At 69.0% G+C, this 15,677-nt stretch carries 7 protein-coding genes; 5 read left to right on the top strand and 2 right to left on the bottom strand.

Annotated features, from left to right (window positions below):
• Nucleotides 1–85 precede the first annotated feature (85 nt).
• The 3 genes from BACI71_RS07205 (at nt 86) to BACI71_RS07195 (ending at nt 6,853) form a co-directional block, all read left to right on the top strand.
• Nucleotides 86–2,938 (top strand): TonB-dependent receptor domain-containing protein, encoded by a 2,853-nt coding sequence (locus BACI71_RS07205; RefSeq protein ID WP_236552877.1) that lies wholly within the window; start codon nt 86–88, stop codon nt 2,936–2,938.
• Nucleotides 2,939–3,341: 403 nt separating this feature from the next.
• Nucleotides 3,342–4,823 carry a putative 2OG-Fe(II) oxygenase gene (locus BACI71_RS07200; RefSeq protein WP_159756916.1) on the top strand — a complete coding sequence of 494 codons (1,482 nt, stop codon included), beginning with the start codon at nt 3,342–3,344 and terminating at the stop codon, nt 4,821–4,823.
• A 164-nt stretch (nt 4,824–4,987) separates the two neighbouring features.
• Nucleotides 4,988–6,853 carry a tetratricopeptide repeat-containing sulfotransferase family protein gene (locus tag BACI71_RS07195; RefSeq protein ID WP_159756913.1) on the top strand — a complete coding sequence of 622 codons (1,866 nt, stop codon included), beginning with the start codon at nt 4,988–4,990 and terminating at the stop codon, nt 6,851–6,853.
• A 172-nt stretch (nt 6,854–7,025) separates the two neighbouring features.
• On the opposite strand, the gene BACI71_RS07190 is transcribed toward BACI71_RS07195, so the two are convergent.
• Both BACI71_RS07190 and BACI71_RS07185 read right to left on the bottom strand, forming a co-directional pair.
• Nucleotides 7,026–7,271: a hypothetical protein gene (locus tag BACI71_RS07190; protein WP_159756910.1), complete on the bottom strand. Its 246-nt coding sequence runs from the start codon at nt 7,269–7,271 to the stop codon at nt 7,026–7,028.
• Between the two features lie 111 nt (nt 7,272–7,382).
• Nucleotides 7,383–7,763 carry a hypothetical protein gene (locus tag BACI71_RS07185; RefSeq protein ID WP_159756907.1) on the bottom strand — a complete coding sequence of 127 codons (381 nt, stop codon included), beginning with the start codon at nt 7,761–7,763 and terminating at the stop codon, nt 7,383–7,385.
• Between the two features lie 555 nt (nt 7,764–8,318).
• On the opposite strand from BACI71_RS07185, the gene BACI71_RS07180 reads away from it, so the two are divergent.
• Both BACI71_RS07180 and BACI71_RS07175 read left to right on the top strand, forming a co-directional pair.
• On the top strand, nt 8,319–10,034 hold the full coding sequence (locus BACI71_RS07180; protein ID WP_159756904.1) for a ShlB/FhaC/HecB family hemolysin secretion/activation protein: 1,716 nt from the start codon (nt 8,319–8,321) through the stop codon (nt 10,032–10,034).
• A gap of 11 nt (nt 10,035–10,045) precedes the next feature.
• Nucleotides 10,046–15,670, top strand: coding sequence for an MBG domain-containing protein (locus BACI71_RS07175; RefSeq protein WP_159756901.1), 5,625 nt, complete (start codon nt 10,046–10,048; stop codon nt 15,668–15,670).
• The last annotated feature ends 7 nt before the right edge of the window (nt 15,671–15,677 follow it).

Here is a 15,677-nt window from a genome sequence, read left to right as displayed (position 1 = left end):
TCGTAGCGTCGACACAAGCGCTGCCAGCTTAGGGCGCGATAGAACACGGCTATTTCAAAATGGGGGTCTTATGAAGACGATTTCGATGAGGCGTCGACTGCTCGCCAGCACGATCGTTGCCGGCGCGATGCTGGGCAGCCTGCCCGCCGCGGCGCAGGTCGCGAACGATCCGACCGGTGCCAGCGCCGGTCCGCTCGAAGGCCAGGCACCGGTCGCGAACGCCGATGGTGACAACAAGGCGGCACAGGGCGGCGACATCGTCGTCACCGGGTCGCGCATCCGCTCGCCGAACCTCGAGGCGACCAGCCCGGTCACCGGCGTCGTCAACTTCGTCATGGACACCGACTTCGAGGGCTTCCGCCTCGACGGCCAGTATTCGATGTTCAACCACAACAACCGTGGTGGCAGCGGCATCCTGCCGGCGCTGAACAGCAGCTCGCCGTACGGCGCGCCGGCCGGCTATCCGACCGGGATGGCGACCGACGGCGGCACCATCGACGTCACCGCGGCGTTCGGTACCAGCTTCGACGACGGTCGCGGCCACATCACCGCCTATGGCGGCTACCGCAAGATCAACCCCGTGCTCCAGGCGAACCGCGACTATTCGTCGTGCTCGCTGAGCGCGAACGCTGCCGGCGCGGCCAATCCGTTCGCCTGCGCCGGTTCGGCGACCTCGCCGCAGGGCTCGTTCGTTGCGTTCGACGGCACCGGGGCGGATTTCACCTCGACCTTCTTCCAGCCCGGTCAGGGCGGGACGTTCGCGGCCGGCCGCACGCCGTTCAACTTCAACCCGCTGAACTATTACCAGCGCCCCGACGAGCGCTACACCGCCGGCTTCTTCGCGAACTACGAAGTGTCGAACGCGATCAAGCCCTACGCCGAGTTCATGTTCATGGACGACCGCACCGTCGCGCAGATCGCGCCGTCGGGCAACTTCGGCAACACCACGTCGATCAACTGCGACAACCCGCTGCTGGGCGCCGCGCAGCAGGCGTTCGTCTGCCGTCGTGACAATCTGCTCGTCGCGAACAGCCCCGCCAACCAGCTGACCGGCCAGCGCGTCGTCGGGCAGGCGATCTACAACCCGAGCGTCTTCGGCGACACCACGGCCGCGCAGTTCTTCGATCCCACGACGGGTGCCGCCTACAACCGCGGCTATCTGCAGACCTTCCGCCGCAACGTCGAGGGCGGTGCGCGTCAGGACGATCTCCAGCACACCAGCTTCCGCGGCGTGATCGGTTCGCGCGGCGATCTGGGCAGTGCCTGGTCGTATGACGCCTACTACCAGTACGGCCGCACCAATTTCGCGGAAACCTACCTCAACGACTTCTCGATCACGCGCCTCGGCCGTGCGCTCGACGTCGTGTCGAACCCGAACGGCGGCGCGCCCGTCTGCCGCTCGGTGCTGACCGGTGAGGATCCGAACTGCGTTCCCTACAACGTCTTCTCGCTCAACAGCGTGACGCCGGAGTCGGTCGCCTATCTGTCGACCCCGGGCTTCCAGCGCGGCGTCGTCAGCGAGCAGGTGGCCTCGGCCAGCTTCTCGGGCCAGCTCGGCGAATACGGGATCAAGAGCCCGTGGGCGAGCGAGGGTCTCGGTCTCGCGATCGGCGCCGAATATCGTAAGGAAGCGCTCGACCTGAAGACCGACCAGGCCTTCCAGACCGGCGACCTGTCGGGTCAGGGCGCGGCGACGCTCCCGGTCTCGGGCTCGTTCAACGTCAAGGAAGTGTTCGGCGAGCTTCGCGTGCCGGTCGTGTTCGACAGCTTCATCTACAACCTGTCGTTCACCGGCGGCTATCGCTACTCGTCGTACAAGACTTCGGCGGGCCGCGGCTTCTCGACCGACACCTACAAGATCGAGGGCGAGTTCGCGCCGATCCGCGACATCCGCTTCCGCGGCGGATACAACCGCGCCGTCCGCGCGCCGACCGTCCAGGATCTGTTCGCGCCGCAGCGTGTCGCGCTCGTCGGCAACAGCGATCCGTGCGCGGGTCGCGTGCTGACCGCGGCCGATCAGGGCTGTCTGTTGCAGGGTCTGCGCATCGGGCAGACCGTCGCCGAGAACCCGTCGAGCCAGTATAACGGCCTGATCGGCGGCAGCCCGAACCTCGTGCCGGAAGTCGCCGACACCTACACCGCGGGTGTCGTGATCCAGCCGTCGTTCCTGCCGCGCTTCGCGCTGACCGTCGATTACTTCGACATCAAGGTGAAGGGTGCGGTCACCACGATCGGCACCGACACGATCCTCAACGCCTGCAACACGACGCTCAACACCGAGTTCTGCGGGCTGGTCAATCGTGACGCGGCGGGTTCGCTGTGGCTGACGCCGCAGGGCTATGTCACCAACACCACCAAGAATATCGGTGGTCTGGCGACGCGCGGCATCGACGTCGGCGCCAGCTATTCCTACCCGCTGGGTGGCCTCGGTTCGCTGGGCTTCAACTTCAACGGGACGTGGCTCGACCGTCTGGTCACTGATACGGGCGTCAGCGGGTCGTACGACTGCGTCGGCCTGTTCGGCACCACCTGTCTCCAGCCGACCCCGGAATGGCGCCACAACGCGCGCATCAGCTTCAGTTCGCCGTCGGGCGTCGGGTTGTCGGTGCGGTGGCGCTACTTCGGCAACGTGAAGATCGACGCGACCGATCCGAACTCGAACCTCAACAACCCGGGCGCCAGCGGCCCGGCGCCGGGTGGCGTGCCCCGTCCGGGTCTCGCCGAACTGGGCGTGCAGAGCTACTTCGATCTGGCGATGACGTTCCGTGTCAATGACGCGTACACGTTCCGTCTCGGCGCGAACAACCTGCTCGACCGCGAGCCGCCGCTGACCGGTTCGCAGGCGTGCCCGGGCGTGGTCTGTAACGGCAACACCTTCCCGGGCGTCTACGACGCGCTCGGCCGTTACATCTACGCGGGCGTGACGCTGAACCTGTAAGGGTCCGGCAGCGCCGAAACAGAGAGGGGCGGGTCTGCGGACCCGCCCTTTTTTGGTTGGAGGGGCCTTCATGTTCGTCATTGCTTCGCTCCGCTCGCAATGACGGATCAGTCCGATCCACCCGCTCCAAACCCACTCCTCCCGTCACCCCGGCGAAGGCCGGGGCCCGGTTGGGAAGGCCCACGGGAACGAAGCGCAACACGCATCACCAGCGCCCCCCGACTGGACGCCGGCCGTCGCCGGCGTGACGTGCCAGCTTCGAGCGTGCACACTTTCCACCCTGTCATCCCGGACGTGATCCGGGATCCCGCTTCTTCTCCCGGTCACCACGAAGAAGCAGGGCCCCGGCTCAAGGCCGGGGCGACGGAACGAATCAACCTGTTGTCCAAGCCGGATCGAAACCATGTCCACCCCGACCACCGCCGCAGCACTCGCCCCGCAGGTCGCGCGCGCCGTCGCGGCATGGCGCGAGGCGGACGTGATCGCCGCGCTGACCGCCGCGCTCGCCCATACTCCCGACGACGCGGCGCTGTGGCAATTGCTGGCCGCCGCGCAGCGTGCGGCGCAGGACCACGCCGCCGCGCGGGCCGCCGCGCGCCGGGCCGCGGCGCTCGCCCCCGACGACGCGCTGATCGCGCACACGCTGGCGCGCGTCACGCTCGAGATCGGCGAGCCCGCGGTCGCGCTGTTCGACCGCGCGCTTGCGCTCGCGCCGCTCGACGCCGGCGTGATGCTCGGCCGCGCCGCCGCGCTGGTCGCCGCAGGGCAGGTGGATATCGCCACCACGTTTCTCGCCGACGTGCTGCGCCAGCACCCCGGCTGGTATGACGGCCATGCGACGCTCGCGCGGCTGCGCTGGCAGGCCGGCGACCGTCAGGATTACGCCGCGGCTTATGTGACCGCGCTCGCGACCCGCCCGCGTGACGGATTGCTGTGGCGCGACCATGCCGCGACCGTCGCGCGCGCCGGGCAGCCCGCGGCCGCGCGCCGGATCGTCGCGCAGGCGCGCGCCGCGGTCGGCGCGAGCCGCACGCTCGACCTGCTCGAGGCGGGCACGTGGTCCAAGGACGGCGACCTCGCCGCGGCCGATCGCCTGTACCGCGCGCAGCTGCCGATCGCTGATGTCGAGGCGCTCGCCGGCTATGTCCGCCACCTGCTGCGCGCGCGGCGCGCCGATGCCGCGCGCGCCGCGCTCGAAGGACGGCTGACGCACGACACACACGATCTGTGGCCGCTCGCTGCGCTGGCGTGGCGGCTGACCGGCGACGCGCGCAGCGACTGGCTGGAGCGGGGCGGGGGATTGATCCGCGTCTTCGATCTCGGCGACGCCATCGGTCCGGTCGACGATCTCGCCGCGACGCTGCGCACGCTCCACCGCACGATCGCCGCGCCGCTCGACCAGTCGCTGCGCGGCGGCACGCAGACCGACGGCCCGTTGTTCGCGCGGCAGGATGCGACGATCGTTCGGCTGCGCGATGCCGTACGCGCGGCAGTCGCCGGGTATGTCGCCGCGCTGCCGCCCCTCGACCCCGCGCACCCGTTGCTCGCGCCGCGCCGCGACGCGCTGCGCTTCGCCGGATCGTGGTCGGTGCGGCTCACCGATCGCGGGCATCACGTCGATCACGTCCATCCGGCGGGGTGGATCAGCTCGGCCTGTTATGTCGCGCTGCCCGACGCGCAGCCGGGCGATGCGGCGCAGGCGGGCTGGCTCAGCCTCGGTGACGCGCCGACGCTCGTCGGCGACACGCTCGCGCCGTGGCAGACGATCGCGCCGCAGCCGGGGCGGCTGGTGCTGTTCCCCTCGTATATGTGGCACCGCACGCAGCCGTTCGCGGCCGGCGAGCGGCTGACCGTCGCCTTCGACATCGCGCGGCCACCATTCTGAGGTGTGATGGCATGCGGCCGAATTCATCATCCGTCATTGCGAGCGCAGCGAAGCAATCCAGGGCCGGACCAGGACGCCCTGGATTGCTTCGCTGCGCTCGCAATGACGAGCTGGGGGCAAGGTGACGCTTCAGCTACGACGGATCACGCTCTAGGGTCTCTGATATGACAGACGTTTCCGAGCTGATTGCCGCGGCGACCGCCCGCGCCCGCGCCCATGACGCCGCCGGTGGTCTCGCGCTGATCGAGACCGCGTTGCAGCACAGCCCGAACGAGCCTGCGTTGATCGAGTTCGGCGGCTTGCTCGCCGCGCATTCAGGAAAGGCTGACCGTGCGGCCACGCTGTTCGCGCAACTGCTCGCGCTCGACCCCGGTAACGACCCGGCGCGCATCAATCTCGCCACCGCCTTGATGAGCGCCGGGCGTGCCGAGGAAGCGCTGGCGGTCGGCAACGGCCATGCGCATCCCAAGCTCCGCCTGCTCGCCGCGCACGCCCGTGTCGCGACCGGGGCGGGGGAGGCGGCGGACTACGAGGCGATCGTCGCCGCCGATCCGCGCGACTATCGCGCGTGGAACAACCTCGGCAGCGCGCGACTTGCCGCCGGCCGGGTGGACGAGGCAGTCGCGGCGTTCGACGAGGCGGTGCGCTACGCTCCGAACGACGTCCGCCTCTACATCAACCTCGCGCAGGCGTTGCGCGACGCCGGGCGCTTCGACGTCCGCCAGCGCGTGATGCGCGACGCCGCCGCCCTCGCCCCGAACGACCCCGAGGTGCAGCTCGAACTCGGCACCGCCGAGGCGGCGTGCGAGAACCCGCGCGCCGCCGAACAGGCGTTCCGCCGCGCGATCGCGCTGACCGATGGCTATACCGGCGCGTTCGTCGAGCTCGGGCTGCTGCTCGAAAGCGTCAACCGCATCGACGAGCTGGAGCAGGTGGTCGACGCGCTGGCGGCGCGCGCGCCCGACGCGATCGAGCTCGACTTCCTGCGCGCGTGGGTCGCGCGCCGCCGCGGCAACGTCGCCGAAGCGCTGGCGCTGGCCGAGCGCGTCCCGGATGAAATCCACCCACTGCGCCGCCATCAGTTGCTCGGCGATCTCTATGATCGGCAGGGTCAACCCGAAAAAGCCTTCGCGGCCTTCACCGCGATGAACGCGGCGGCGCAATCGCTCTATCCGGCCGCACCGGGTGACACCTATCGCGATCGGCTGGGGGTAATTTCGGCGCGATTGACGTCCGAACGGGTCGCGTCGTGGCACCCGGTCGCGCCCGATCCGCACCGCGCCGCGCCGGTGTTCGTGGTCGGCTTCCCGCGCTCGGGCACCACCTTGCTCGATACGCTGCTGTTGAACGTCGACGGCGTGCATGTCCTTGAAGAGCAACCGTTCCTCGCGCTCGCCACCCAGTCGACGGGGCTGACCGAGGAGGGGCTGGCGACGCTCGACGATGCCGGCGCCGCCGCGTTGCGCGCCGAATATTTCCGGCAAGCCGATGCGGTTACACCGCCGGGCACGCAATTGCTGGTCGACAAGCACCCGCTGCACATGGTGCGCGTCGCGACGATCCGCCGGCTGTTCCCGGATGCGAAGATCGTGCTGGTCGAACGGCATCCATGCGACACGGTACTCAGTTGTTTTATGGCGAATTTCCGGCTCAACACCGCGATGCGCAGCTTCACCACGCTCGACGAGACCGCCCGCGTCTACGACGCCGCCTTCACGATTTTTGAGCGCGGAACCAGTCTCTTCCCGGAGCTAAAGGTCCACCGCGTCCGCTACGAACGGATGATCGCCGACCTCGAACAGGAACTGCGCGGCCTGCTCGATTTCCTCGGGCTCGCCTGGCAGCCGCATTATGCCGATCACCGCGCCAGCGCACTGGCGCGCGGCCCTGTAAAAACCGCCAGTTACGCGCAAATCACCGAGCCGCTCTACACCCGCGCGCTGGCGCGCTGGGAACGGTATCGCCAGCCGCTGGCGCCGGTCATGCCGATCCTCCAGCCATGGATCGACGCGCTCGGCTATAAGGACTGAGCGGCGGGACGGACTTAGGTCCAGCCCGCTTTCCCGTCATCCCGGACGTGATCCGGGATCCCGCTTTTGTCTTCGGGTACAAAGAAGAAGCGGGGCCCCGGATCAGGTCCGGGGCGACGAAGGAGGAAAACGCCCGGATCGAAGACGCCGACGATCCGCGCCGTGACCGGTGTCAGTTGTTCTTGTAGCGATTGGCCTGCACGCGCTCGATATCCTGCTGGTTCGCGGCCTTTTCGGCCGCCCAGTCGCGTGCCGACATGCAGCGCTTGGTCTTGGAGAGGCGGCTGCCGGTGTTCTCTTCGGAGCGGCAGATTATCTTGTCGGGATCGGTCACGGCAGCGGACTTGCGCTCGCGCGCCACCGCGCCGCTCGCCAGCAGCATCGCGACGGCTGCCAACCCCAGACCCACATAACGCATCGGACTATCTCCCCCGGCTCGCCCCTGCGACCGAGCCGCGACTGTCGTGCGGTTCGGCTGGTGCGTCAATCCCGTTTGCGGGGTGTCGCAAACAGCAGAGATCAAGCGGTTTTACTGCCATCCGGTCGTGAACAGGCCGGCGTGCGTCCAGTCCGTCTGCGGGCGCACCTTGCTTGCATGTCCGGTGCTGTCGAGGCTCAGCGGGTTGTTGTTGCGTAGCGTGCGGGCATAGCGCGCGTTGATCGCGTCGAGCCGCGTCTGGATCGACGCGCGGCTGTGCGCCGAGAGCGTCCCGCCGTCGCGCTGCTGCCGGAGCAGCGCCACCTTGCGCAGCGCCAGCAATGCCTGCCGATGCGTGAAGGCGATCTGGTCGGGAAGCACGCGAACGACCGCGCCGCTGCCCGAGAAGACCGGCCCCGCCTGCGTGGCCCCCGGGAGCAGCGCCGCCGTGCCGGCAGCGATGGCGATCCGTGCGAAGGACCTGACGTTCATCGACAAACTCCCGCTATCCGGGCGCGATAACCTGCGAGCGCATTGCTCGTATCCCGGTAGAGGCTGCGCCGTGCCGCACCGCTCGTCAAGCGGGGATGACGCGTGGATGTCGCCGCAGGCCAGACCAGACCCAGGCGTCACACGGGCAGCAATGGCGCCGCTACAAGTACTTGGTTTCATACAGTTGCAAGCAGGAAGCCCAAGTAAAACGGCCGCATGACTGACGACAGGGGCAACGGATCGCCTCACCGGCTGCGGTCAGCGCACGCTATCCACCGTATTCCTTACAAAATGTCGGCGGCGTCGAACCGATGTGCGCACAATCGTCTATGAATGAAACGAGCGCGACAGCACTCATCAGCAGACTGGAATGATTCACATCGGCATTGCCGGCCATGAACGTCAGTCAAACGGGACGACATCGCTCAGGATAGACAATGCCGTAACCGCGCAATTGGGTCTAGCCGTATATGCCGGAAAGACGTGCCCCATCGAAAGGGCGCGATGTAATTTGCGCATACAGGAAGATACGAGATTATGCAGCGAAATATTGTGATGAAGCAGTTGCTTGTGACCGGGATCGTCCTTTCGGCCGGAGCGCCGGTAACGGCGTTCGCCCAGACCGCCTCCCAGATCACGCCGTCGACGCTGGCGCCGCCGGTCAGGCAGGCGCAGGGCCGGGTGGAGCTTCCGCAGGGCGGGGGTCCCGAGACCCCGCCGGGCGCCGAGGCGCTGGAGGTCACGCTGGGCGACCTGACGGTCGAGGGCGCGGCGGTCGATCCGACCGCGCTGGCGGAGCTGCGTACCGCGTTGCTGGGCAAGCGCATCCATGTGTCGGACATCTATGCCGCGGCGCGCGCGCTGGAGGCGCATTACGCGCAGGCCGGGCAGGTGCTGGTGCGCGTCACGGTGCCGCCGCAGCAGCTTGACGACGGAACGACGCTCAAGCTGATCCTGACCCCGGGCTTCATCGAGCGCATCGATGCCACGGCGGTGCCGGCGCGGGTCCGGTCGCGGGTCGCGGCCACGCTGCAGAAGCTGGTCGGCGATTCCACGGTGACGCTGGCGGCGATCGAGCGCGCGCTCCTGCTGGCGGGCGATCTGCCCGGGCTGCGTCTGCGCTCGACGCTCGCGCCGGGGTCGCAGGTCGGGGCGACGGTGCTGGTGCTCGACGGCACGCATCGTCCGGTCACGATGCAATTGTCGCTCGACAACGGCCTGTCGGAAAGCCTCGGCCGCTACGGTGCGGGGCTGGGCTATACGTTCAACTCGGCGCTCGGGCTCGGCGAGACGCTGTATCTGCGCGCCAGCGGCTATCCCAACACCACCAAGAACCGCTCGATCCTCGATCCGTCGCCGCGCAACCGGTTGCTGGCGGCGGGCGTCGTGCTGCCGCTGGGCAATGATGGTCTGACGCTCACCGCCGAGGCGGTAGAATCGCGCGCCGCGCCGCGGCGGCTCCGCTCCCAGCCCGGCTTCGGCAGCCGCTTCCGCCGCCTGTCGGTCCGCGTTCGCGATCCGCTGCTGCGCAGCCGCGCCACCAATATCGCCGTGACCGCGGCGTTCGATGCGCAGCGCGAAGCCGTCTCGATCATCGCACCGGTCGATTTCCCGCTGTCGCTGGACGAGCTGCGCGTCGCGCGCGGCGGCGTCGACGCCGTCACCGTCCTGCCGTGGGGCGGGACGGTCTCGACGAGCGTGCAGGCGTCGTTCGGGATCGACGGGCTGGGCGCGCGCTCGGCGCGCGATGCCTCGCGGCTGCTGCCGTTGTCGCGGGTCGGATCGGATGCCGGGTTCGTCAAGCTCGACGTGTCGGCCGGGCTGGAGCAACCGCTCGGCCGCCATGCCGAGGTCGGCGTGCAGGCGCGCGCGCAGACCGGCTTCGGCGATGCGCTCGCCAATGCCGAACAATTCGGCATCGCGACCGCCTACGACCTTTCGCCGTTGCCGGTCGGCACCTTGCAGGGTGACTCCGGCGCGACAATGCGCGGCGAGCTGCGGGCACCGTTCACCTATGTCGATGCGAACAGCTTTGGCCGGATCACACCCTATGTCTTCGGGGCGTGGGGCACGGTGCATTACGTGCATCCGACCGTGGTCGAGCGGCAGCGCACTGGCGCCTATGCCTATGGCCTTGGCGCACGGCTGAACACCGGCGCCGTTGCCGGCAGCCCGGCGGTTGCCGCCAGCGTCGAATATGGCCGCGCCGGCGTCGATGGTCTCCGCCGTGAGGCCAACCGCTTCCTGTTCTCTGTTTCGACCAGCTTCTGAAGGACATCGGCATGATCCGTACGCCCGCCCGCCCGCTGCCCCGCCCGCTGCACCGTCCCTTGCTGGCCGCGCTGCTCGCCTCGTCCACACTCCTGCCCGCCACGGTGCTGGCGCAGACCCTGCCGACCGACGGTCGCGTGGTCCGGGGGGCGGCCAATATCCAGACCGTCACCCCGGATGCGATGACCATCCGGCAGACCACCGACCGCGCCGTCATCGAATGGTCGAATTTCTCGGTCGCGCAGGGCGCCCGCGTCGACATTCAGCAGAATGACGCGCGCTCGGCGCTGCTCAACCGGGTGACCGGCGACACGACCTCGACGATCGCCGGGCAGATCACCGCCAACGGGCAGGTGTTCCTCGTCAATCCGAACGGCATCCTCATCACGTCGACCGGCAGCGTAAAGGCGGCGGGCTTCGTCGCCTCGACGCTCGACCTGTCGAACGACGCGTTCATGGGCGGCGACATCGTCGTCACCGGGCGCGGCGGGCGCGTGACCAATGCCGGCACGATCGACATCGTGAAGGGCGGCTATGCCGCGCTGATCGGCGGTCGCGTCGAGAATAGCGGCAGCATCCTCGCGCCGCTCGGCAAGGTGGCGATCGGCTCGGCGCAGCGCGCGACGCTCGACCTCGAAGGCGACGGCTTCCTCCAGGTCGCGCTGCCGGCGGGCGGGGCGGATGCGGGCATCTTCGCGTCCGGGCGGATCGTCGCCGACGGCGGCGCGGTGGTGCTGGCGGCGGGCGCGGCGCGCGAGGCCGCGCGCGGCGTCGTCAACCTGACCGGCAGCATCGCGGCACGCGGGCTGGCCGGGCGCAACGGCGCGGTGACGCTGACCGGCGGCGAGATCGCGCTGGCCGGCGCGAGCATCGACGTCTCCGGCGCGCACGGCGGTGGACAGGTGCGGATCGGCGGCGACCGGCAGGGCGGCGGCACGCTGACCCACGCCAACACGCTCGCCGTCGACGCCGCCACCACGATCCGCGCCGATGCGACCGGGCAGGGCGACGGCGGGCGCGTGACCCTGTGGTCGGACGCCGCGACGCATTTCGCGGGCACGATCAGCGCGACCGGCGCCGGCCATGGCGGCGACGCCGAGGTGTCGGGCAAGGCGCATCTGTCCTATACCGGCCACGCCGATCTGCGCGGCGCGGGCGGCTTCGGCACGCTGCTGCTCGATCCGCACAACGTCACCATCTCCGGCGACGAGCAGACCAGCGGCGACGATTTCGTCGCGACCGCCGACGACAGCGTCGTCAACGTCGCCAAGCTCCAGACCGCGCTGGGCACTGCGAACGTCACCGTCTCGACCGGCAGCGACGGGACGCAGGACGGCGTCATCACGCTCGCCGCGCCGCTCGCTTGGAACAGCAAATCGACGCTGACGCTGAGCGCGGCGGGCGCGATCGCGCTGAACCAGTCGATCACCGCGGCCGCGGGCGGGCTGACGCTCGACGCCGGCGGGACGATCACCCCGAGCGCGGACGCCGCCGTGTCGGTCGGCCGCTTCACGCTGGCGCATGGTGACTGGCAGCAGGTCAGTGCGACGCTGCCGGCGTTCGCCGCGCACGATTTCCGCCTGACCGGCGGGACGTTCGTGCGCGCGCTGGGCGGCACCGGGGCATCCGACGACGCATATCAGCTGACCGACGTCTTCGGGCTGCAGGGTATCGGTACGCTGCTCGGCCGCAACTATCTGCTCGCCAACGACATCGACGCGTCCGGGACGCGCAACTGGAACGACGGCGATGGCTTCGCGCCGGTGGGGACCGCGGCGAGCCTGTTCACCGGCAGCATCAACGGTCGCGGGCATGTCGTCTCCGCGCTGACGATCGATCGTCCGGGCACCGACAACGTCGGTCTGATCGGCGCGCAGGGCGAGGGGATCGTCACCGCGATCGGCCTGGAGGGCGGTGCGATCTACGGCAAGGACGCGACCGGCGCGCTGGTCGGATACAACGCTCTCGGCGCGGTGACGAACGCCTATGCCACCACGGCGGTCAGCGGCGGCAAGAATGTCGGCGGCGTGGTCGGCAACAATCACGGCACGGTGAGCCTCGTCTATGCCAGCGGCGCGGTCGATGGCAAGGAAGCGGTCGGCGGGCTGGTCGGGTTCAACGACCATGGTGCGGTGGGCAACAGCTATGCGACCGGCGCGGTCAGCGGTGGCACCGGCAGCAATCAGGTCGGCGGGCTGATCGGCAACAACGACCATGGCGAGCTGCTCAACAGCTATGCGACGGGCGCGGTCAGCGGCACCAGCCATGTCGGCGGCCTCGTCGGCGCGGATGACAGCGGCACGGTGACCGCATCCTTTTGGGACAAGGACACCAGCGGGCAGGCGACCAGCGCGATCGGTGCCGGGCTGACCACGGCGCAGTTGCACGACGCGACGAACTATACGGAGTGGGATTTCGGGAGCACCTGGTTCCAGGCGGCTGACCTGCGCCCGATCCTGCGCTCGGAGCTGCCGAAGGACGCAGATGGCAGCTATCACATCGGCAACGTCCACCAGTTGCAGTTGCTGGCGGCGGATCTGGCCGGCAATTATGTCCTGACCCGCAACATGGACGCGACGGCCACGAACGGAACCCACGCGGGCGACATCTGGGGCGCTGGCGGCTTCGTGCCGGTAGGGACCAACGACACCCCGTTTGCCGGCAACATCAATGGCAACAGCCATCTCATCTCCGGTCTGACCATCAATCGGCCGACGGACGACAATGTCGCGCTCGTCGGCGTTCTCGCATCCGAGCGCACGATCACCGCGCTCGGTCTGGATGGCGGTGCGATCCGGGGCCGGAATTTCGTCGGTGGGCTGGTCGCCACCAACTCCGGCACGGTGAGCAACGCCTTCGCCACCGGTGCGGTCAGCGGCGAGACCAGTGTCGGCGGACTGGTCGCGCTTAACTATGGCACGGTCAGCGACAGCTATGCCACCGGTGCAGTCAGCATCACCGCCGACGGTGGCTATGCGAGCGGTGGGCTGGTGGCGAGTAACATCGGCACGATCAGCAATGCCTATGCGACCGGAACGGTCAGCCGCGGCGATTCGATCGGCGGACTGGCCGGTAGCAACACCGGCACGATCAGCAACGCCTATGCCACCGGTGCGGTCAGCGGCGGTTCCACGGTCGGCGGGCTGATCGGGGAGAACAGCTCCGGCAAGATCCGCAACACCTATGCCACCGGCGCAGTCAGCAGCAGCAGCAAAAGCAGGGTCGGCGGTCTGGTCGGGCTCGACGACAAGGGCGAGGTGACCGGATCCTATTGGGACAAGGATACCACCGGCCAGAACGATAGCGCGCTCGGTAGCGGGCTGACGACGGCAGAGCTGCAATCCGGCTTGGCGATCTGGCGCGAGGACGCGGATAGTGGGCTCGTCAATGCGTTCGCCGGCGGCACGAAGGGCCTGTACCCGTATCTCGCGAGCTTCTTCCCGGACGGCGTGCAGGCGATCAGCGGCACGGCGAGCGGCACGAACGTCGCAGGCGGGCGCGTGGCGCTGTATCGTGACGGGCAGGTGCTCGGTACCGCGTCGGTCGGCGCGAACGGCTATTATTATGCGCCCGTCGCGGCCGGCAAACTGACCGGCCCGGTGACGCTGGGCGGGGTGGTGCATCAGCGCGGGGTGAAGACGGCCGGCGGCTTCTTCTACGCCGACGGGCTGGCGCTGGACGAGAACAGCAATCTGTCGAAGACGGACATCGCGGTCGGCCGTCGCGACGTCACGACCGACGCGACGCGCTGGTCCGTAATGAGCGAAGGGTTGACCAACGCGTTTGGCTCGAACCTCAATAAAGCGCTCGACGCCGATCTGCTGGGGGTCGCAGTGAACGTCACCGCGCGCGGCGACTTGCTGCTGGACGACGAGCTGACGGCGCCCGGGACCGATGTGCGGATCACGACACCGGGCGGGATCTCGATCGCGAAAGGCGGATCGCTGTCGGGCCACGACCTGATCCTCGACGGCGCACTCGGTTTCGCGAACGATGGCGGGGCCAAGGCGCTGACCGCGACCGGACGCTGGCTGGTGTTCTCGGGCAGCCCCTCCTACGATCGGCACGGCGGGCTGACGCCCGACTTCGTGCAGTACAATGCCACCGCCGCGACGACGCCGGCGCAGGCGACCGGCAACGGCTTCCTGTACAAGATCGCGCCGAAGATCACGGTCGAGCTGACCGGCACGGCCAGCCGCGCCTATGACGGCACGAACATCATGAACCTGACGGACGCGAACTTCACCGCGATCGGTGGACAGGTGGGCGACCTTATCGATTTCAAATACCATGTCGGGACGGTTGCGACGCCCAACGTCGGGGATCATCTGCTGGTGACGGTCGCCGATCTAAAAATCGGAGACGCCACCACCAAGAATGGCGTGCCGGTTTACGGCTATAGCTTCGCCGCGCCGACGGTGATCGGCGCGATCGGACAGGTCACGCCCGCCACGCTCACCTATACGGCGCATGCCGCGTCGCGCGGTTACGGCGCCGCCAATCCCGGGCTCGGCGGCGACGTGACGGGCTTCGTCGCCGGCGAGACGCTGGCGAGTGCGACCGGCGGCGCGCCGGTCTGGTCGAGCACGGCCACCGAGGGCAGCAACGTCGGCAGCTATGCGATCACGGGCGGCGGGCTCACCGCCAACCACGGCAATTACGTGTTCGTTCAGGCCGATGCGAACGCCAAGGCCCTGACGATCGTCCCGCGCAACCTGACCGTCGCGGCCGACGCGATCACCCGCAAATACGGCTATGCCAATCCCGCGCTGACCTATCATACGGGCGGCGACGGGCTGTACGGCAGCGACGCGCTCACCGGTGCGCTGGATACCGAGGCGGACGAAGACAGCGATGTCGGTCGCTATGGCATCACGCAGGGTTCGCTGACCGCGGGCGGCAATTACAAGGTCACCTTCAGCGGCGCCGACCTGACGATCGTCCCGCGTGACCTGACGATCGCGGCGCTCGAGGCGAGCCGGGCGTTCGGCGAGGCCAATCCGGTGCTCGGCTATCGCGTGGCAGGCGATGGCTTGTATGATGACGACAGGCTGTCCGGCACGCTGGCGACGTCGGCGGACGCCAGCGCCGCGGCCGGTCGCTACCCGATCGAACAGGGTTCGCTGACGGCGGGCACGAACTACACGATCGCCTATACGGGTGCCGATCTGATGGTGACGGCGGCCGCGGCGCAGCCGACGCCGTCGACCGGCCAGTCGGGCAATGGCACGACGACGCCCGAGCCGACCGGCACCACGGCACAGCCGACGCCGTCGACCGGCCAGTCGGGCAATGGCACGACGACGCCCGAGCCGACCGGCACCACGGCACAGCCGACGCCGTCGACCGGCCAGTCGGGCAGCGGCACGACGACGCCCGAGCCGACCGGCACCACGGCACAGCCGACGCCGTCGACCGGTCAGTCGGGCAGCGGCACGACAACGCCGGCGCCGACCCAGCCGACGTGGCAGCCCGACCGGGCGGCCGCCGCGGCAGTCCGGACGCAGAAGGCAAGCGCGATCGCGCGGGACTGGCACGGCGCACCGACCGTGCCGAACCCCGTCGACGATCGGGCTACGACCGAGCGCGACGGCGTGCTGCCCACCATTCGGCGCGAGGTGGTCAAGCTGCGCTGATCACGTC

Source organism: Sphingomonas sp. 8AM (assembly GCF_902506455.1).
GTDB lineage: Bacteria > Pseudomonadota > Alphaproteobacteria > Sphingomonadales > Sphingomonadaceae > Sphingomonas.
The sequence above is the reverse complement of the archived record's forward strand: the minus strand, read 5'-3'. Positions and strand labels throughout refer to the sequence as shown.